This is a genomic window from Streptomyces sp. NBC_00597 (assembly GCF_041431095.1).
Taxonomy (GTDB): domain Bacteria; phylum Actinomycetota; class Actinomycetes; order Streptomycetales; family Streptomycetaceae; genus Streptomyces.
In genome coordinates this window covers 2,503,236-2,521,041 of the sequence record NZ_CP107757.1, presented here as the reverse complement: position 1 = coordinate 2,521,041, position 17,806 = coordinate 2,503,236, and the positions used below count along the sequence as shown (strand labels likewise).

Below are 17,806 nucleotides of genomic sequence, written 5' to 3'. Positions count from 1 at the left end.
GGGCCCTCGTACGTACCTCGGCGGCGCCCGGGGGCCGTCCCGGGTCGCGCGGCCGGACCAGCCGCGGGAACTAGCCGCCGAACTCCTCCAGGCCCTTCAGGGCCTGGTCCAGCAGGGCCTGGCGGCCCTCCAGCTCACGGGCCAGCTTGTCGGCCTTCGCGTTGTTGCCCGCAGCACGGGCCGCGTCGATCTGCTCACGCAGCTTGTCCACCGCCGCCTGGAGCTGACCCGTCAGGCCGGCCGCACGGGCCCGCGCCTCCGGGTTCGTACGACGCCACTCGCCCTCCTCGGCCTCCTGGATGGCCCGCTCCACCGCGTGCATCCGGCCCTCGACCTTCGGCCGGGCGTCGCGCGGCACGTGGCCGACGCCCTCCCAGCGCTCGTTGAGGGAGCGGAACGCGGCCCGGGCCGCCTTCAGGTCCGTGATCGGGACGAGCTTCTCGGCCTCGTCGGCCAGCTCTTCCTTCAGCTTCAGGTTCTCGACCTGCTCGGCGTCACGCTCCGCGAACACCTCGCCACGCGCCGCGAAGAACACGTCCTGCGCACCGCGGAAACGGTTCCACAGGTCGTCCTCGGACTCGCGCTGCGCCCGACCCGCAGCCTTCCAGTCCGCCATCAGCTCGCGGTAGCGGGCGGCCGTCGGACCCCAGTCCGTCGACTTCGACAGCGACTCGGCCTCCGCGACTAGCCTCTCCTTGACCTTGCGGGCGTCCTCGCGCTGCGCGTCGAGCGAGGCGAAGTGCGCCTTGCGGCGCTTGGAGAAGGCGGACCGGGCGTGCGAGAAGCGGTGCCACAGCTCGTCGTCCGACTTGCGGTCCAGCCGCGGCAGACCCTTCCACGTGTCCACCAGGGCACGAAGCCGTTCACCCGCACTGCGCCACTGGTCGCTCTGCGCCAGCTGCTCGGCCTCGGCCACCAGCGCGTCCTTGGCCGCACGGGCCTCGTCCGTCTGCTTGGCCTTCTGGACCTTGCGCTCCTCGCGCCGCGAGTCCACGGTCGCGACCAGCTTGTCCAGCCGGACGCGCAACGCACCGAGGTCACCGACGGCGTGGTGCTCCTCCACCTGCGTGCGCAGGTGGTCGATGGCCGTCTGCGCGTCCTTGGCGGACAGATCGGTGGTCCGCACCCGTCGTTCGAGGAGGCCGATCTCGACCACCAGGCCCTCGTACTTGCGCTCGAAGTAGGCCAGGGCCTCCTCAGGGGTGCCCGCCTGCCACGAGCCGACGACCTTCTCGCCCTCGGCAGTACGCACGTACACGGTGCCCGTCTCGTCGACACGGCCCCACGGGTCGCTGCTCACAGCGCCTCCTCCACCTGATGCCTGCGAGGGGTTCACCCCCTGGGCATCGTCCACAGTTTCCTGGGGTGGGCAGCGCCCACCCTGCACAACGCCAACATAGGCGACCGCCGGGCCGGCTGTCCGCATCCCGCACGACGGAATATCGCCGTACGGGCAGGACGCCGGCCCGGCCCGGGGCCGCCGGAACCCCGTCAGTTCTGCGTGACGGCGCCCTTCTGGATGGTCACCGGGGTCTTCGGGGCCCCGTCCTGGCCGCCATCGGCCGTACCGGCCTTGGCCACGTCCTCAAGCGCCTTCAGGCCCGCCGCGTCGATCTTGCCGAACGGCGTGTACGACGGAGCCAGCGGGCTGTCCTTGTAGACCAGGAAGAACTGGCTGCCGCCGCTGTGCGGCTGGCCGGTATTGGCCATCGCGACCGTGCCCGCCGGGTAGATCACCTGACCCTGCTCGTTCGGCTTGCCCAGCGAATCGAGGTTCTCGTCCGCGATGGTGTAGCCGGGGCCACCCGTGCCCGAGCCCTCCGGGTCACCGCACTGGAGCACGTAGATCCCCGAAGTGGTCAGGCGGTGGCACTTGGTGTTGTCGAAGAAGCCCTTGTCCGCCAGTGACTTGAACGAGTTGACGGTTTCCGGCGTCTTCGCCGCGTCCATCTCGAACTTGATCTCACCCGCGCTGGTCTTCAGGTCGAACGTGTACTTCGCGTTCTTGTCGATCGCCATCGCCGGCGAGGGCGACTGCTTCGGCGAGGGCGCGGCCGACGGGTTCGCCGCCGGATCCGACGCCTTGTCCTTCTTGTCCTTGTCGAACACGCCGCCCACGACGAGGCCCACCAGCGTGGCGACCACCACGGCCACCGCGGCCCCGATCACCGCCGCCCGCTGTCGCGACTTGCGCCGGGCCTCGGCCCGGCGCATCTGCTGGCGCTCGTACTTCTCCCTGGCGAGCTGTCGCCGCCGCTGATCGCTCGTGACCACCGGGTCGTCTCCTTGTACGTGTCTGGCACCGCTGTCCGGGCTCGGTTAGGCCGTACCGTATATGGGTTCGCTGTGTGACGAGCGGCGCCGGTAGGCTCTGAGCAGCAGCATTCCGACACTCGGCCGCTGCCCAAGCTTCCGCTGGACGACGATTGAGGACGAACGTGCTGATTGCCGGGTTCCCCGCCGGGGCCTGGGGGACCAACTGTTACGTGGTCGCCCCCGCCGCCGGTGAGGAGTGCGTCATCATCGACCCGGGCCACCAGGCGGCCCAGGGCGTCGAGGAGACGCTGAAGAAGCATCGGCTCAAGCCCGTGGCGGTCGTCCTCACCCACGGCCACATCGACCACGTGGCCTCGGTGGTCCCGGTGTGCGGAGCGCACGACGTTCCCGCCTGGATCCACCCCGAGGACCGCTACATGATGAGCGACCCGGAGAAGGCGCTGGGCCGGTCCATCGGGATGCCGCTCATGGGCGAGCTCACCGTGGGTGAGCCCGACGACGTCCGCGAGCTGGTGGACGGCGCCGGGCTGAAGCTGGCCGGCATGGACTTCTCGGTGGCGCACGCGCCCGGGCATACCAAGGGGTCGGTGACCTTCCGGATGCCCGAGCTGGCCGACGTACCGCCGGTCTTCTTCTCGGGCGACCTGCTCTTCGCCGGCTCCATCGGACGCACCGACCTGCCCGGCGGCTCCCACGCCGAGATGCTCGAATCGCTGGCCCGCGTGTGCCTGCCGCTCGACGACTCGACCGTGGTGCTGTCCGGCCACGGTCCCCAGACCACCATCGGCCGCGAGCGCGCGACCAACCCGTACCTGCGGGAAGTCGCCGCCGGCCTGGGGGCGGACCCTACCGCCGCCCCACGACGAGGAATGTGACGAGAGTTTCGTGGCTACTTTCCAGGCCCCCAAGGGCACGTACGACCTGATCCCGCCGGTCTCCGTGAAGTACCTGGCGGTGCGCGAGGCCATCGCGGCCCCGCTCCGCAACTCCGGATACGGCTACATCGAAACTCCCGGCTTCGAAGACGTGGGCCTCTTCGCCCGAGGCGTGGGCGAGTCCACCGACATCGTCTCCAAGGAGATGTACGCCTTCGAGACCAAGGGCGGCGACCAGCTGGCACTCCGCCCGGAGGGCACCGCCTCGGTCCTGCGCGCGGCGCTGGAGGCGAGCCTGCACAAGAAGGGCAACCTGCCGGTCAAGCTCTGGTATTCGGGCTCGTACTACCGCTACGAGAAGCCGCAGGCGGGCCGCTACCGCCACTTCTCGCAGGTCGGTGCCGAGGCCATCGGCGCGGAGGACCCGGCGCTGGACGCCGAGCTGATCATCCTGGCCGACCAGGCGTACCGCTCGCTGGGCCTGCGCAACTTCCGCATCCTGCTGAACTCGCTGGGCGACAAGGAATGCCGCCCGGTGTACCGGGAGACACTGCAGTCCTTCCTGAGCGGTCTCGACCTCGACGAGGAAACCGTGCGCCGGGCCGAGATCAACCCGCTGCGCGTCCTCGACGACAAGCGGGCCGAGGTGCAGAAGCAGCTCGTCGGCGCTCCGGTGCTGCGCGACTACCTGTGCGACGCGTGCAAGGCGTACCACGAGGAGGTGCGCGCACTGATCACGGCGGCGGGCGTCGCCTTCGAGGACGACGAGAAGCTGGTGCGCGGGCTCGACTACTACACCCGCACGACCTTCGAGTTCGTGCACGACGGCCTGGGCTCGCAGTCCGCGGTCGGCGGCGGCGGCCGCTACGACGGCCTGTCCGAGATGATCGGCGGACCGGCACTGCCGTCGGTGGGCTGGGCGCTGGGCGTGGACCGTACGGTGCTCGCGCTCCAGGCCGAGGGCGTCGAGCTGGACATCCCGCCGACGACATCGGTGTTCGCGGTGGCGCTGGGCGAGGCGAAGCCGACCGTGTTCGGGCTGGTGACGCAGCTGCGCAAGGCGGGCGTCGCGGCGGACATGTCGTACGGCGGCAAGGGCCTCAAGGGCTCCATGAAGGACGCGAACCGCAGCGGTGCGCGCTTCGCGATCGTCGCCGGCGACCGCGATCTCGCCGAGGGCGTGGTCCAGCTGAAGGACATGGAGTCCGGGGAGCAGTCCCCGGTCGCCCTGGCGGACGTGGTCGAGGTCCTGCGGACCAAGCTGGCCTGACGGAAGCCGCACCTGGGGCGGGGCCGGGGCTGTTCCGCTGTGCGGAGCTGCTCCCCGCCCCGCCCTTATCCCGTTGACCGGGGCCCGGAAACGGTGCGGTGCGGGGAGCGGCAGGCTTCGCGCAGCGGGTCCGTCAGAGGAGGTCGTGGCGCATGGCCGTGGTCACCGCCGCCGTGCGGTCCGTGACCTCCAGTTTTCCGAAGATGCGCAGCAGGTGCGTCTTGACCGTGGACTCCGCCACGAACAGGCGCCGGCCGATCTCCGCGTTCGTCGCGCCCTCCGCGACGAGGCGCAGGACCGCGACCTCGCGGTCGGACAGGCGCGGACGCTCGGGGCGGGTGCGGAGGCGGTCGACCAGGCGGCCCGCCACCGACGGGGCCAGGACCGTCTCGCCACGCACCGCCGCACGGACGGCCTCGGCCAGTTCGGCCCGTGCCATGTCCTTCAACAAGTAGCCGGCGGCCCCCGCTTCCACCGCCCGCAGGATGTCCCGGTCGTTCTCGTACGTCGTCAGGACGACGACCCGCACCGGCAGCCCGGCCGCGCTGATCCGGGCGATGGACTCGACGCCGTCGCCGCCCGGCATCCGCAGGTCCATCAGGATCAGGTCCAGGCCGCCGGGGAGCAGCTCCGCGGCCAGTGCCTCGGCCTGCGGGCCGTTCGCGGCCTCCGCGACGACCTCCAGGTCCGGCTCCGCACTGAGCATGCCGCGCAGGCCTTCCCGTACCACGGGGTGGTCGTCGGCCAGCAGGATGCGGATCATGTCGTACGGCTCCTCAGCGGATCGGGAGTGTCACGGTGACGGTGGTGCCGGCGGAGGTGCCCGACCCCGCGGTGCTTTCGACGGCCGCCGTGCCGCCGGCCTCCGCCGCGCGGGCGCGCAGTCCCCGCAGGCCGTAGCCGGTCGCGGGGGACGCCGGGTCGAAGCCCTGCCCGGTGTCCCGGACCGTGACGGTCAGTTCGCAGTCACCGTAGGCCAGCGAGACCGAGCACTGTGCCCCGGCCCCGGCGTGCTTCGCCGCGTTCGACAGGGATTCCTGGCAGGACCGCAGCGCCACCACCTCCAGCGCCGCGGCCAACGGCCGGACCTCCCCGGTCACCGACACCGCTGCCGGCGGATGCTGCCGGGCGGCGAGGCGGCGTACGGCGTCCGGCAGCGAACCCGCGTCGAGGTCGGCGGGGGCGCCGCCGGCGACCAGGGCCCGGGCCTCGGCCAGGTTCTGCCGGGCGGTCGCGGCCATCAGCTCCAGGTGCCGGTGGGCCTGCGCGGGATCCGTGTCCAGCTCGGACTGCACGGCTTGGACCAGCATCAGCAGACTCGTGAACCCCTGGGCGAGGGTGTCGTGGATCTCGCGTGACATGCGTTCCCTTTCGGCATGGGCGCCCTGCGCGGCGGAGAGCCGGGCCACCTCCTCCCGGCTGGCGTCGAGTTCGGCGATCAGCGAGGCCCGCTCCTGGCTCTGCTCGATGATCCGGATGATCCAGGCGCCGAAGAAGGAGGAGAAGGCGAACGTGACGAACGAGCCGACCGCGTTGACGAAGACGACGTGTCCGGCCGGCCGCCACAGCAGCGCCCACCCGGCCACCGGCAGCAGCGCCACCACCGCCATCGTGCCGATCGCCCGGCGCAGCGGCAGCAGCATGAAGCAGTGCGGGGCGAGCGCGAAGGTGATCAGCCGGGTCTCGCCCACCAGGAAGGCGGCGGGCAGGAACAGGGCCAGCATCACGCCCAGGTAGCGCAGGGACAGTCCCGGTTCGGCCCCGGGATCCTTCAGGAGCAGGGGCCGGCCGGTCCACGCGTACCACGGGACCAGCAGCGTGAGCAGCGCGGCGGCGGGGACCCGGTACGACAGCGAGGGGAAGTCCGCGCCCAGGACGAAGGCGACGGTCGCGACCCACACGAGGCCGAAGTAGAGGTCCCACGGCCCGAACGCGCGGTCCCAGACGTGGGACTCGCGCGCTCCGGCCGCCCTGGTGAACCCGTTCAGCCGTCGCGGCGGTTCTTCCACTTGAAGGTCAGCAGACACAGGACCAATCCTCCGACGACCCAGGCACCCAGGACCAGGGCGACCTTTCCGTACTCCCAGCTGCCGGCCTGCTCCAGGACCGCGGCGGACTGTGGCAGGAACACTCCGCGCAGACCCTGGCACATCCACTTGAGCGGGAACAGCGCGCCGATGTTCAGCAGCCAGTCCGGGATCGCGTTCACCGGGATGAAGACGCCGGAGATGAACTGGAGGATCAGGAACGGCAGGACGACCACCGAGCTGGCGCTCTTGCCGGACTTGGGCAGGCTGCTGATCGCGATGCCGAGCAGGGCGCAGCCGGTCAGGCCGAGGGCGAAGATCCAGCCGAAGGTGAGCCACTTGGTGGCGGACGCCGGCAGGTCGAGGTCGAACAGGGTGGAGCCGACGAGCAACAGGATCGCGGTCTCGGCGAGTCCGGTCGCCAGGACCATCCAGACCTTGCCGAGGAAGTACGCGGCCGGCGGCATCGGGGTGCCGCGCAGCCGGCGCAGCACCTTCTCGTCGCGTTCGACGGCGATCGAGATCCCGAGCGACTGGAAGCTGGTGGACATGATGCCCGCGGCGACCATGCCCGCCGCGTACAGCTGGGAGGCGGTGACCCCGGTGTTCTCCACGCTGTCGCTGAAGATCGAGGCGAACAGGGCGAGGAAGACGATGGGGAAGGCGAAGGTGAAGATCATCGCGTCGCGCTGGCGGACGAACTGCTTGATCTCCAGGGCCCCGCGGCTCAAGCCCAGGGTCCAGGCGCCGGGCAGGGCCTCGGCGGCCGAGGCGGCCCGGCCGGTGGCGGCGGTGGTGGCGGTCGTGCTCATCGTGCGTCCTCCGACTGCTGTGCGGGCGTGGGTACGAGCTGGCCCGTGAGGCGCAGGTACACGTCCTCCAGGGTGGGACGGCCGATCTTCAGCCCCGGGATCTCGCCTTCGAAGCGGGTCATGAGCTCGGCGACGGTACGGGTGGGCGTCTCGGTGGCGATGCTCTGCGGGGTGCCGTCGGCCCCTGTCCACTCGACGGTGGCGCCGGTGCCGAACCGGGAGCGGAGTGCGGCCGGTTCGCCCTCGGCGACGACCCTGCCGCTCGCGATGACCGCGAGCCGGTCGGCGAGGGCCTCTGCCTCCTCCAGGTAGTGCGTGGTGAGCACGATGGTGGTGCCCTCGCCGGCGAGCAGCCGGATCAGGTCCCAGAACTGGCGGCGGGCCGCCGGGTCGAAGCCCGTGGTCGGCTCGTCGAGGAGCAGCAGCTCGGGGTCGCCGATGACGCCGAGCGCCACGTCGAGCCGGCGCCGCTGGCCGCCCGAGAGCCCCTTCACGCGCTGGTCCCGCTTCTGCTCCAGGCCGACCAGGGCGATGACCTCGGCCGGGTCGCGCGGGGCCGAGTAGTAGCGGGCGAAGTGCTCGACCGTCTCCCGCACCGTCAGTTCGGCGGGCGCCGACTCGTCCTGCCAGACGATCCCGACGCGCGAGCGCCAGGCCCGGCCGCCGGTGGCCGGGTCCGCTCCGAGCACGCTGACTTCGCCTCCGTCCCGTTCCCGGTGGCCCTGCAGGATCTCCACCGTCGTGCTCTTGCCGGCGCCGTTGGGCCCGAGGAGTCCGAAGACCTCGCCCTGTCGGATCGTCAGATCCAGTCCGTCCACCGCGGTGACCTCGCCGTACTGCTTGCGAAGCCCCCGTACCTCCACCGCGTTCTGTGTCATGTCTCAAATGGTGTGGCGGAACCCGCGCCACCGGTCCCCCCGTGCGTACGTCCTTATGTCCACCGAACGGTGGACACACAGCTCCGTACGGCACAATGGCCGGTGCTTGTTGACCTTGCAGATCTGGAGCGGCGGTATGACGACACGAGGTACGGACGCAGACACCGCCCCGCGGACGGTCGGTGCGAGCCGGGCACTGGCGCTGCTGTTGGTGATCACGGGCGCGGCGGGGCTCCTCGCGGCCTGGGTGATCACGATCGACAAGTTCAAGCTGCTGGAAGACCCGAACTTCACGCCGGGCTGCAGCCTGAACCCGATCGTCTCCTGCGGCAACATCATGAAGAGCGAGCAGGCGTCCGTGTTCGGTTTCCCGAACCCGATGCTGGGCCTGGTCGCCTACGGCATAGTGATCTGCGTCGGCATGAGCGTGCTGGCCGGGGCCCGGTTCCGGCCCTGGTACTGGCTCACCTTCAACGCCGGCATGCTGTTCGGCGTCGGCTTCTGCACCTGGCTCATGTACCAGTCGCTGTACAACATCAACTCGCTGTGCCTGTGGTGCTGCCTGGCATGGGTCGCCACGATCTTCATGTTCTGGTACGTCACCGCCCACAACGTGCGTGAGGGCCTGCTGCCCGCACCGGGCTGGCTGCGCTCCTTCCTGGACGAGTTCACCTGGGTGCTGCCCGTGCTGCACGTCGGGATCATCGGCATGCTGATCCTGACCCGCTGGTGGGACTTCTGGACCTCCTGAGTGCGGTGGGCCTTCCGGGTCCGCGGCCCGCTGTCGGTGGGCTCGCATAGGCTTCCCGTGTGGAACCAGACCTGTTCACCGCCGCTGCCGAAGACCGCCGGGAGAAGGACCCTCGAAGTTCTCCGCTCGCCGTCCGCATGCGCCCGCGCACCCTGGACGAGGTCGTCGGCCAGCAGCACCTGCTGAAGCCCGGGTCACCGCTGCGGCGGCTGGTCGGGGACGGGGCGGGCGGGCCGGCCGGAGCCTCGTCGGTGATCCTGTGGGGCCCCCCGGGCATCGGCAAGACCACCCTCGCGTACGTGGTGAGCCAGGCGACGCAGAAGCGGTTCGTGGAGCTGTCGGCGATCACGGCGGGCGTGAAGGAAGTACGGGCCGTCATCGAGGGCGCCAAGCGGGCGGCCGGCGGGTACGGCAAGGAGACGGTCCTCTTCCTCGACGAGATCCACCGCTTCAGCAAGGCGCAGCAGGACTCGCTGCTCCCGGCCGTCGAGAACCGCTGGGTGACGCTGATCGCCGCGACCACGGAGAACCCCTACTTCTCGATCATCTCCCCCCTGCTGTCGCGGTCGCTGTTGCTCACCCTGGAACCGCTGACCGACGAGGACCTGAGCGCGTTGATGCGGCGGGCGCTGACGGAGGAGCGCGGGCTGGGCGGGGCGGTCTCCCTGCCGGCGGACGCGGAGGCGCACCTGCTGCGGATCGCGGGCGGCGACGCCCGGCGGGCGCTGACGGCGCTGGAGGCCGGTGCCGGTTCTGCGATCGCCAAGGGGGAGTCCGAGATCAGCCTCCAGACGGTGGAGGAGGCGGTCGACCGGGCGGCGGTGAAGTACGACCGGGACGGCGACCAGCACTACGACGTGGCGAGCGCCCTGATCAAGTCGATCCGCGGCTCGGACGTGGACGCCGCGCTGCACTACCTGGCGCGCATGATCGAGGCGGGGGAGGATCCGCGGTTCATCGCCCGTCGCCTGATGATCTCGGCCAGCGAGGACATCGGCCTGGCGGACCCGACGGCCCTGCCGCTCGCGGTCGCCGCGGCGCAGGCGGTGGCGATGATCGGCTTCCCCGAGGCCGCGCTGACGCTGTCGCACGCCACGATCGCCCTCGCCCTGGCCCCGAAGTCGAACACCGCGACGACCGCGATCGGCGCGGCGCTCGCGGACGTCCGGGCGGGCCTGGCGGGCCAGGTGCCGACACACCTGCGGGACGGGCACTACAAGGGGGCGGCGAAGCTGGGCCACGCCGTGGGGTACGTGTACCCGCACGACGTACCGGGCGCGATCGCGGCACAGCAGTACGCGCCGGACGCGGTGCACGGCAAGCGGTACTACGAGCCGACGCGGTACGGCGCGGAGGCCCGCTACGCGGACGTGGTGGAAAAGGTCCGCGAACGCCTGCGAGGAGGCGGTTCAGGCCCGTCCGGCGCATGAGGCACCGGGCCGGCGGTCACGGCGTGCGGGGGCCCCGGCTGCCGGCTGCCGCGAACAGGGTCTGCATCGCCCGGCGCAGGTCGCACACGTCGCGGACCGGCGTCGGGAAGTCGAAGCGGGCGTCGAAGGAGGAGCCGTCGCCCGTGAAGCGGACCCGCAGTCCCAGGCGGTCCAGGGCCAGTGGGACCGCGGTCACGGCGGCGCTCTCCCGCGGGCCCAGCAGCGCGCACAGGTCGGCGATCCGGTCGCGGTGCGCGGCGGCCAGGTGCTGGAGGAGTTCCGTCTCGTGGTCGACGATCGGGTCCGGCGCCACCGCGGCCAGGTCGTCCGGGTCCACGTGCTCGGCGCCCCACAGGTCGTCCACCGAGATCTCGCCGACCTCCAGGCGCAGCATCACGTGGGAGGGGCGCCCGTGCAGCCCGAGGAGTTCGCCCACCGGCCGGCGCTCGGCCAGCAGCGCCGCGCAGGCCGCGCGGTCGTCCCCGCGCACCTGGGTCAGCCAGCCGGCGAGCCACGCTCGGCCTCGGATACGATGGGGCACGGACACCGGCGCCACATCCGTGATCTCGATCACGGCCGTGAGGTCGTCGTCCTGGGCGTGAGCGGCCGCTCTGGCAGCCGCAGATTCCCCTGACACCAGGAGAATCACGTCCCCGTCCGGGGTGACGGTCCGTGCGACCTGCATCCCTGTCCCGAGCTCGGGCTGCTCAAGAGACCTCAGCTGGTCGAGAGCACCCGGCAGCGTAAGGGATACTGAGGCGTTGGACTCTACGAGGGTTCGTACGCGTTCGGCTCCGGTGAGCTGCCGAACGCCTTCCCTGGGACGCGGCTGACCTTGCTTATCGTCGGCGCAAGCGGATTCTGTTTCGTCTGAATCCGAACTGCGTTGCGCACTGGGCAGGGGGATCCCATGTGGTCGAGACATTACGTCCTCCTCGATAAGGTAAGCCTCACCTAACTTACATGGAGGTAGGTTCCCCGTGAACCAGAAGCGACCCAAGGTCAAGAAGTCGCGTGCCCTCGGCATTGCACTGACCCCGAAGGCCGTCAAGTACTTCGAGGCCCGCCCCTACCCGCCGGGCGAGCACGGCCGTGGCCGCAAGCAGAACTCGGACTACAAGGTCCGTCTGCTGGAGAAGCAGCGTCTGCGCGCTCAGTACGACATCTCTGAGCGTCAGATGGCCCGCGCGTACGACCGCGCCAAGAAGGCCGAGGGCAAGACGGGCGAGGCGCTGGTCGTCGAGCTTGAGCGTCGCCTCGACGCCCTGGTCCTGCGTTCGGGCATCGCCCGCACCATCTACCAGGCCCGCCAGATGGTCGTTCACGGCCACATCGAGGTCAACGGTGGCAAGGTCGACAAGCCGTCGTTCCGTGTCCGCCCGGACGACGTCATCACCGTGCGCGAGCGCAGCCGCGAGAAGGTTCCGTTCCAGGTTGCCCGTGAGGGTGGCTACGCAGGCGAGGGCGAGACCCCGCGCTACCTGCAGGTCAACCTGAAGGCCCTGGCCTTCCGCCTGGACCGTGACCCGAACCGCAAGGAAATCCCGGTCATCTGCGACGAGCAGCTCGTCGTCGAGTACTACGCCCGCTGATCCAGCGGACGTAGCCTCACAGGCTGGTCAGCCCGCCGGTTCCCCCTTGGGGGAGCCGGCGGGCTTCCTGTTGTCCGGGCGGCCCACCGCGCCCGCCGCCCTGCCCGTCTCCCCGGACCGCGGCCGCGGCAGCCGTTCCGGCGCCGCCGGCACCGGCTCGGGCATCCGCAGTGCCCGCTCGACCAGCTCGTCGAGCGACAGGCTCCGGCCGTGCCGCGCGCACGCTGCGTACCGGTCCGCGCCCAGCACCTCACCCGCCCGCTCGCGGCACATCAGCCGCGGGGCGTTGAAGTACCCCGAGCCGAACAGCTGCAGGCCCACCCCGTCCCACATCGGCTCGGCCGCACCCTGGAGCACCGCCGCCTCGGCCGGACGGTCCTCGGCCGCCGTGACCAGGGCCAGCAGCTCCACCGCGAGCGCCAGCCCGACCAGGTCGCGGAAGGCGTGGTTGATCGTCACGCACTCGGTCAGCAGGAGCCGCGCCCCGGCCGTGTCCGCCGCGTCCAGGGCCGCGTACGCGAGGACGTAGAGGGCGTACGCCTTCGTCCAGCGCTCCCCGCGCTCCTCGCAGATGTCCCGGACCTCCCGGCACAGCGACAGCGCACCCGCCAGATCCCCCTGGAAGGCCAGCGCCATCGCCAGCTCCACCTGGCACATCAGCACGTTGCTGTTCAGCTCCCCGGCCTCCCGGTACTGCTCCAGCGCCGAGCCCAGCAGCTCACCGGCCCGCGGCATGTCGTCGGAGACCAGCGCCAAGCAGCCCAGCCGGTGCACCGCGTACGCCGCCGCCACCGCGTTCCCGGTCCGCGCCGCCCCGTCCCGGCACTCGTACAGGGCGCTCATCGAGGCCACCGCATCGCCCTGGAGGGCCGCCACGTAGCCGAGCACCCACAGCGCCTTCAGCCGCGACCCCACGTGTTCCGACGCGGCCGGGCCGGGCTCCAGCATCCGGTCCAGCCAGTACCGGCCCTCGGTGAGCCGGCCGCACCCGGCCCAGTAGAACCACAGCGTCCCGGCCAGGTACTGCCCCAGGTGGAGCTCGTCCGGCTCCTCCAGGCAGCACTCCAGCGCCAGCCGCAGATTCGGCAGCTCCGCCTCCACCAGCGCCGCCACCTCCTGCTGGCGCGGACCGAACCAGTCCAGCTCGCACCAGGTGGCCAGCCCCGTGTACCAGTCCCGGTGGCGCCGCCGCAGCCGTGTGGCGTCGCCGAGGGACTCCAGCCACCCCGCCCCGTACACCCGCACGGTCTCCAGCATCCGGTAGCGCACCCCGGCCGCCGTCTCCTCCCGGGCCAGCAGCGACTGGGCGAGGAGCTCCCCGAGCACGTCCAGCACGGACTCCACCGGCAGGTCCGGCCCCGCGCACACGTACTCGGCGGCATCGAGGTCGAAGTGCCCGGCGAACACCGACAGCCGGGCCCACAGCAACCGCTCCCGCGCCGTGCACAGCTCGTGGCTCCAGCCGATCGCCGTACGCAGCGCCCGGTGCCGGGGCAGGACCCCGCGCGCCGAGCCCGTCAGCAGCGCGAAACGGTCCTCCAACCGCGTCAGCACCTGCTCCGGCGACAGCGCCCGCAGCCGTCCCGCCGCCAGCTCCAGCGCCAGCGGGATCCCGTCGAGCCGGGCGCACAGCTCCACCAGTGCGGGCCGGTTGGCGCCGGTCACGGCGAAGCCCGGATCGGCGGCCGCCGCCCGCTCGGCCAGCAGCTCCAGGGCCTCCTCGGGGACCGGCGGGGCCAGCGGGAAGGTCCGTTCCCCCCGGAGGTCCAGCGGCCGCCGCCCGGCAGCCAGCACCCGCAGGCCGGGGGAGCGGCGCAGCAGCTCCCGCACCAGCTCGGCGGTCTCCTCGACGAGCTGCTCGAACCCGTCGAGGACCAGCAGCAGCCGCCGCTCGGCGAGGTGCTCGGTCAGGACGGTCCGCGGCGGTCGCGTGGTGTGGTCGGTGAGCCCGAGCGACTCCGCCAGCGTGAGTTCGAGCAGTGCCGGATCGCGTACGCAGGACAGCTCGGCCAGCCAGACGCCGTCGCAGTAGCGTTCCTGCGCCGTATCGCCCGTCTCCGAAGCCGGCCCGGAGGTCGCCCCGGACACCGCCCCGGACGCTGCCTCGGCGGCCTCCCGGGCCGCCGCCAGGGCCAGCCGGGACTTGCCCACCCCGCCCACGCCGGTCACGGTGACCAGTCGCGAGGCCTCCAGCAGCCTCCCCACCTCGGCGAGTTCCGCACCTCGCCCGACGAAGCTGCTCAGCTCCGCGGGAAGATTGCCGCAGGTCCTTTGTCGAACGGGCCTCTGTCGCATGGGACACGGAGGGTACTGGTCCGGATGCGCTGCGTACAAGGCGGATCCGCTGGGCCGTGAATTGCGGTACTGCGGTGGATCTCCGGCGCGATAGGGTCGGAGAACGACTTTTCCACGTAGTGATCAACAGGCAGAGAGCGGTGCAACGTGTCCGGTGGAGAGGTGGCCGGGATCCTCGTGGCCGTCTTCTGGGCCATCCTGGTCTCCTTCCTCGCCGTGGTACTGGTGAGGCTGGCCCAGGTGCTCAAGGCGACCACCAAGCTGGTGGCCGACGTGACCGACCAGGCCGTCCCGCTGCTCGCGGACGCCTCCACCACCGTCCGCTCCGCACGCACCCAGCTCGACCGGGTCGACGCCATCGCGAGCGACGTCCAGGAAGTCACCTCGAACGCCTCCGCCCTGTCCTCCACCGTGGCCTCCACCTTCGGCGGGCCGCTGGTCAAGGTCGCCGCCTTCGGCTACGGCGTCCGCAAGGCGCTGGGCAAGAACACGGAAGAGGCGCCGCGGAAGGCGTCCCGGCGCAGCGTGATCGTTGGCCGTACGGTGCCGGCCGCCCGGCGCCGGAAGCAGAAGGGCTGAAACCTCCGATGTTCCGCCGAGCCTTCTGGTTCACCGCAGGCGCAGCCGCCGGCGTGTGGGCCACCACCAAGGTCAACCGCCAGCTCAAGAAGCTGACACCGGAGAGCCTCGCCGCCCAGGCCGCCGACAAGGCCGTGGAGGCCGGTCACCGCCTCAAGGACTTCGCCCTCGACGTGAAGGCGGGAATGTCGCAGCGCGAGGACGAGCTGAACGACGCACTGGGATTGCACCAGGATCCCGATCGGCCCGACAACGTCACCGCCCTCCCCGGGCCGCGGCGGATGCGGGCCATCCAGAACCACAAGACCACCCACCCGAATTTTTCGTACAACCGGAATGAGGACCACTGATGGAGTCGGCTGAAATCCGCCGCCGCTGGCTGAGCTTCTTCGAGGAGCGCGGTCATGCCGTTGTCCCTTCGGCGTCGCTCATCGCGGACGACCCGACTCTGCTGCTGGTCAACGCGGGCATGGTCCCGTTCAAGCCGTACTTCCTCGGCGAGACCAAGCCGCCGGCCCCCCGGGCCACCAGCGTGCAGAAGTGCGTCCGTACGCCGGACATCGAAGAGGTCGGCAAGACCACCCGCCACGGCACGTTCTTCCAGATGTGCGGCAACTTCTCCTTCGGCGACTACTTCAAGGAAGGCGCCATCAAGTACGCCTGGGAGCTGCTCACCAGCTCCGTGGCGGACGGCGGCTACGGCCTGGAGCCGGAGAAGCTCTGGATCACCGTCTACCTCGACGACGACGAGGCCGAGACGATCTGGCGCGACGTGATCGGCGTGCCCGCCGAGCGCATCCAGCGCCTGGGCAAGAAGGACAACTTCTGGTCCATGGGCGTCCCGGGTCCCTGCGGCCCCTGCTCGGAGATCAACTACGACCGCGGCCCCGAGTTCGGCGTCGAGGGCGGCCCCGCCGTCAACGACGAGCGCTACGTGGAGATCTGGAACCTGGTCTTCATGCAGTACGAGCGCGGCGCCGGCGACGGGAAGGAAGACTTCCCGATCCTCGGCGACCTGCCGTCGAAGAACATCGACACCGGTCTCGGCCTCGAACGCCTCGCGATGATCCTGCAGGGCGTGCAGAACATGTACGAGACCGACACCCTGCGCGTGGTCATGGACAAGGCCACCGAGCTCACCGGCGTGCGCTACGGCGCCGCCCAGAACACCGACGTGTCGATGCGCGTGGTCGCCGACCACATCCGCACCTCCGTCATGCTCATCGGCGACGGCGTCACGCCCGGCAACGAGGGTCGCGGCTACGTGCTGCGCCGCATCATGCGCCGCGCCATCCGCAACATGCGCCTCATGGGCGCCACGGGCCCCGTCGTCCAGGCCCTGGTCGACGTCGTGATCGACACGATGGGCCAGCAGTACCCGGAGCTCGTCACCGACCGCAAGCGCATCGAGACCGTCGCGCTCGCCGAAGAGGCCGCCTTCCTCAAGGCCGTCAAGGGCGGCACGAACATCCTCGACACCGCCGTGACCGAGACCAAGGCCGCCGGCGGCACGGTCCTGGCCGGCGACAAGGCGTTCCTGCTCCACGACACCTGGGGCTTCCCGATCGACCTCACCCTGGAGATGGCCGCCGAACAGGGCCTCTCCGTGGACGAGCCCGGCTTCCGCCGCCTCATGCAGGAGCAGCGCGACCGGGCCAAGGCCGACGCCAAGGCCAAGAAGACCGGCCACGCGGACATGTCCGCCTACCGGGAGATCGCCGACAACTCCGGCGGCACCGAGTTCACCGGCTACGCCACCAACCAGGGCGAGTCCACGATCGTCGGCCTGCTGGTCAACGGCGTCTCCGCGCCCGCCGCCTCCGAGGGTGACGACGTCGAGGTCGTCCTCGACCGCACCCCGTTCTACGCAGAGGGCGGCGGCCAGCTCGCCGACCAGGGCCGCATCAAGCTCGACTCGGGCGCCGTCATCGTCGTCCGCGACGTGCAGCAGCCCGTCCCGGGCGTCTCCGTGCACAAGGGCTCCGTCCAGGTCGGCGAGGTGACGGTGGGCGCCTCCGCGTACGCCGCCATCGACGTGAACCGCCGCCGGGCCATCGCCCGCGCCCACTCGGCCACGCACCTGACCCACCAGGCGCTGCGCGACGCCCTCGGCCCGACGGCCGCCCAGGCCGGTTCCGAGAACTCGCCCGGTCGCTTCCGCTTCGACTTCGGCTCGCCGAACGCCGTCCCCGGCACGGTCCTCACCGACGTCGAGCAGAAGATCAACGACGTGCTCTCCCGCGAGCTCGACGTCACCGCCGAGATCATGAGCATCGACGAGGCGAAGAAGCAGGGCGCCATCGCCGAGTTCGGCGAGAAGTACGGCGAGCGCGTGCGCGTCGTGACCATCGGCGACTTCTCCAAGGAGCTGTGCGGCGGTACGCACGTCGGCAACACCGCCCAGCTGGGTCTGGTGAAGTTGCTCGGCGAGTCCTCCATCGGCTCCGGCGTGCGCCGCGTCGAGGCCCTCGTCGGCGTGGACGCGTACAACTTCCTCGCCAAGGAGCACACGGTCGTCTCCCAGCTCCAGGAGCTGGTCAAGGGCCGTCCCGAGGAGCTGCCGGAGAAGATCGCCTCCATGCTCGGCAAGCTGAAGGACGCCGAGAAGGAGATCGAGAAGTTCCGCGCGGAGAAGGTCCTCCAGGCCGCCGCCGGTCTCGCCGCGAACGCCCAGGACATCCACGGCGTCGCCCTCGTCGTCGGCACCGTCCCGGACGGCACCGGCGCCGACGACCTGCGCAAGCTGGTCCTCGACGTCCGCGGCCGCATCCAGGGCGACCGGCCGGCCGTCGTGGCCCTGTTCACCACGGCGAACGACCGCCCGCTGACCGTCATCGCCACCAACGAGGCCGCCCGCGAGCGCGGTCTCAAGGCCGGTGACCTGGTCCGCACCGCCGCCAAGACCCTCGGTGGCGGCGGTGGCGGCAAGCCGGACGTGGCCCAGGGCGGCGGCCAGAACCCGGCCGCCATCCCCGAGGCCATCGCCGCGGTCGAGCGCCTCGTCGTCGAGACGGTCTGAC

Annotated in this window: 16 protein-coding genes; 8 read left to right on the top strand and 8 right to left on the bottom strand. The window is 71.1% G+C overall.

From position 1 onward, the window contains the following. Positions 1-70 precede the first annotated feature (70 nt). Together OG974_RS11075 and OG974_RS11070 are read right to left on the bottom strand one after the other, a co-directional pair. Positions 71-1,300 carry a DUF349 domain-containing protein gene (locus OG974_RS11075; protein WP_327282526.1) on the bottom strand — a complete coding sequence of 410 codons (1,230 nt, stop codon included), beginning with the start codon at positions 1,298-1,300 and terminating at the stop codon, positions 71-73. Between the two features lie 191 nt (positions 1,301-1,491). Then, positions 1,492-2,274, bottom strand: coding sequence for a peptidylprolyl isomerase (locus OG974_RS11070; RefSeq protein WP_327282525.1), 783 nt, complete (start codon positions 2,272-2,274; stop codon positions 1,492-1,494). A 164-nt stretch (positions 2,275-2,438) separates the two neighbouring features. Here OG974_RS11070 and OG974_RS11065 point away from each other — a divergent pair, with 164 nt between their 5' ends. Then, complete coding sequence (locus OG974_RS11065) at positions 2,439-3,152, top strand: MBL fold metallo-hydrolase (RefSeq protein ID WP_327282524.1); 714 nt, start codon at positions 2,439-2,441, stop codon at positions 3,150-3,152. A 10-nt stretch (positions 3,153-3,162) separates the two neighbouring features. Beyond that, positions 3,163-4,422, top strand: a complete 1,260-nt coding sequence (gene hisS / locus OG974_RS11060) for a histidine--tRNA ligase (RefSeq protein WP_327282523.1) — start codon at positions 3,163-3,165, stop codon at positions 4,420-4,422. 133 nt (positions 4,423-4,555) lie between these two features. Here hisS and OG974_RS11055 read toward each other — a convergent pair whose 3' ends face one another. The 4 genes from OG974_RS11055 to OG974_RS11040 are packed head-to-tail and all read right to left on the bottom strand — an operon-like array spanning position 4,556 to position 8,139. Next, positions 4,556-5,185 (bottom strand): response regulator transcription factor, encoded by a 630-nt coding sequence (locus OG974_RS11055; RefSeq protein ID WP_327282522.1) that lies wholly within the window; start codon positions 5,183-5,185, stop codon positions 4,556-4,558. A gap of 13 nt (positions 5,186-5,198) precedes the next feature. Next, a complete protein-coding gene (locus OG974_RS11050) occupies positions 5,199-6,449 on the bottom strand; it encodes a sensor histidine kinase (RefSeq protein WP_328762175.1) in 1,251 nt (416 codons plus the stop codon). Next, complete coding sequence (locus OG974_RS11045) at positions 6,407-7,261, bottom strand: ABC transporter permease (RefSeq protein ID WP_327282520.1); 855 nt, start codon at positions 7,259-7,261, stop codon at positions 6,407-6,409. Before OG974_RS11045 ends, OG974_RS11050 begins: the two co-directional genes overlap by 43 nt. Next, positions 7,258-8,139, bottom strand: a complete 882-nt coding sequence (locus OG974_RS11040; protein ID WP_327282519.1) for an ABC transporter ATP-binding protein — start codon at positions 8,137-8,139, stop codon at positions 7,258-7,260. The genes OG974_RS11045 and OG974_RS11040 overlap by 4 nt, the downstream gene beginning before the upstream one ends. 136 nt (positions 8,140-8,275) lie before the next feature. Here OG974_RS11040 and OG974_RS11035 point away from each other — a divergent pair, with 136 nt between their 5' ends. Both OG974_RS11035 and OG974_RS11030 read left to right on the top strand, forming a co-directional pair. Continuing rightward, positions 8,276-8,890, top strand: coding sequence for a vitamin K epoxide reductase family protein (locus OG974_RS11035; RefSeq protein WP_327282518.1), 615 nt, complete (start codon positions 8,276-8,278; stop codon positions 8,888-8,890). Between the two features lie 59 nt (positions 8,891-8,949). Next, entirely contained in the window at positions 8,950-10,320 is a 1,371-nt protein-coding gene (locus OG974_RS11030) for a replication-associated recombination protein A (RefSeq protein WP_327282517.1), read from the top strand. Between the two features lie 16 nt (positions 10,321-10,336). Here OG974_RS11030 and OG974_RS11025 read toward each other — a convergent pair whose 3' ends face one another. Continuing rightward, positions 10,337-11,245 carry a DUF2470 domain-containing protein gene (locus OG974_RS11025; RefSeq protein ID WP_371646321.1) on the bottom strand — a complete coding sequence of 303 codons (909 nt, stop codon included), beginning with the start codon at positions 11,243-11,245 and terminating at the stop codon, positions 10,337-10,339. 55 nt (positions 11,246-11,300) lie between these two features. Here OG974_RS11025 and rpsD point away from each other — a divergent pair, with 55 nt between their 5' ends. Continuing rightward, a complete protein-coding gene (gene rpsD / locus OG974_RS11020; RefSeq protein WP_030294564.1) occupies positions 11,301-11,912 on the top strand; it encodes a 30S ribosomal protein S4 in 612 nt (203 codons plus the stop codon). 27 nt (positions 11,913-11,939) lie between these two features. Here rpsD and OG974_RS11015 read toward each other — a convergent pair whose 3' ends face one another. Further along, the gene (locus tag OG974_RS11015; protein WP_327282515.1) at positions 11,940-14,207 is read right to left on the bottom strand and encodes an AAA family ATPase; all 2,268 of its coding nucleotides are present in this window, start codon (positions 14,205-14,207) and stop codon (positions 11,940-11,942) included. Positions 14,208-14,354: 147 nt separating this feature from the next. Here OG974_RS11015 and OG974_RS11010 point away from each other — a divergent pair, with 147 nt between their 5' ends. Genes OG974_RS11010 through alaS form a run of 3 tightly spaced genes read left to right on the top strand, consistent with a single transcriptional unit; the run spans position 14,355 to position 17,805 of the window. Continuing rightward, positions 14,355-14,786 carry a DUF948 domain-containing protein gene (locus OG974_RS11010; protein WP_327282514.1) on the top strand — a complete coding sequence of 144 codons (432 nt, stop codon included), beginning with the start codon at positions 14,355-14,357 and terminating at the stop codon, positions 14,784-14,786. An 8-nt stretch (positions 14,787-14,794) separates the two neighbouring features. Then, complete coding sequence (locus tag OG974_RS11005) at positions 14,795-15,136, top strand: DUF6167 family protein (RefSeq protein WP_327282513.1); 342 nt, start codon at positions 14,795-14,797, stop codon at positions 15,134-15,136. Next, the gene (gene alaS, locus OG974_RS11000; RefSeq protein ID WP_371646318.1) at positions 15,136-17,805 is read left to right on the top strand and encodes an alanine--tRNA ligase; all 2,670 of its coding nucleotides are present in this window, start codon (positions 15,136-15,138) and stop codon (positions 17,803-17,805) included. Before OG974_RS11005 ends, alaS begins: the two co-directional genes overlap by 1 nt. Position 17,806 lies beyond the last annotated feature (1 nt).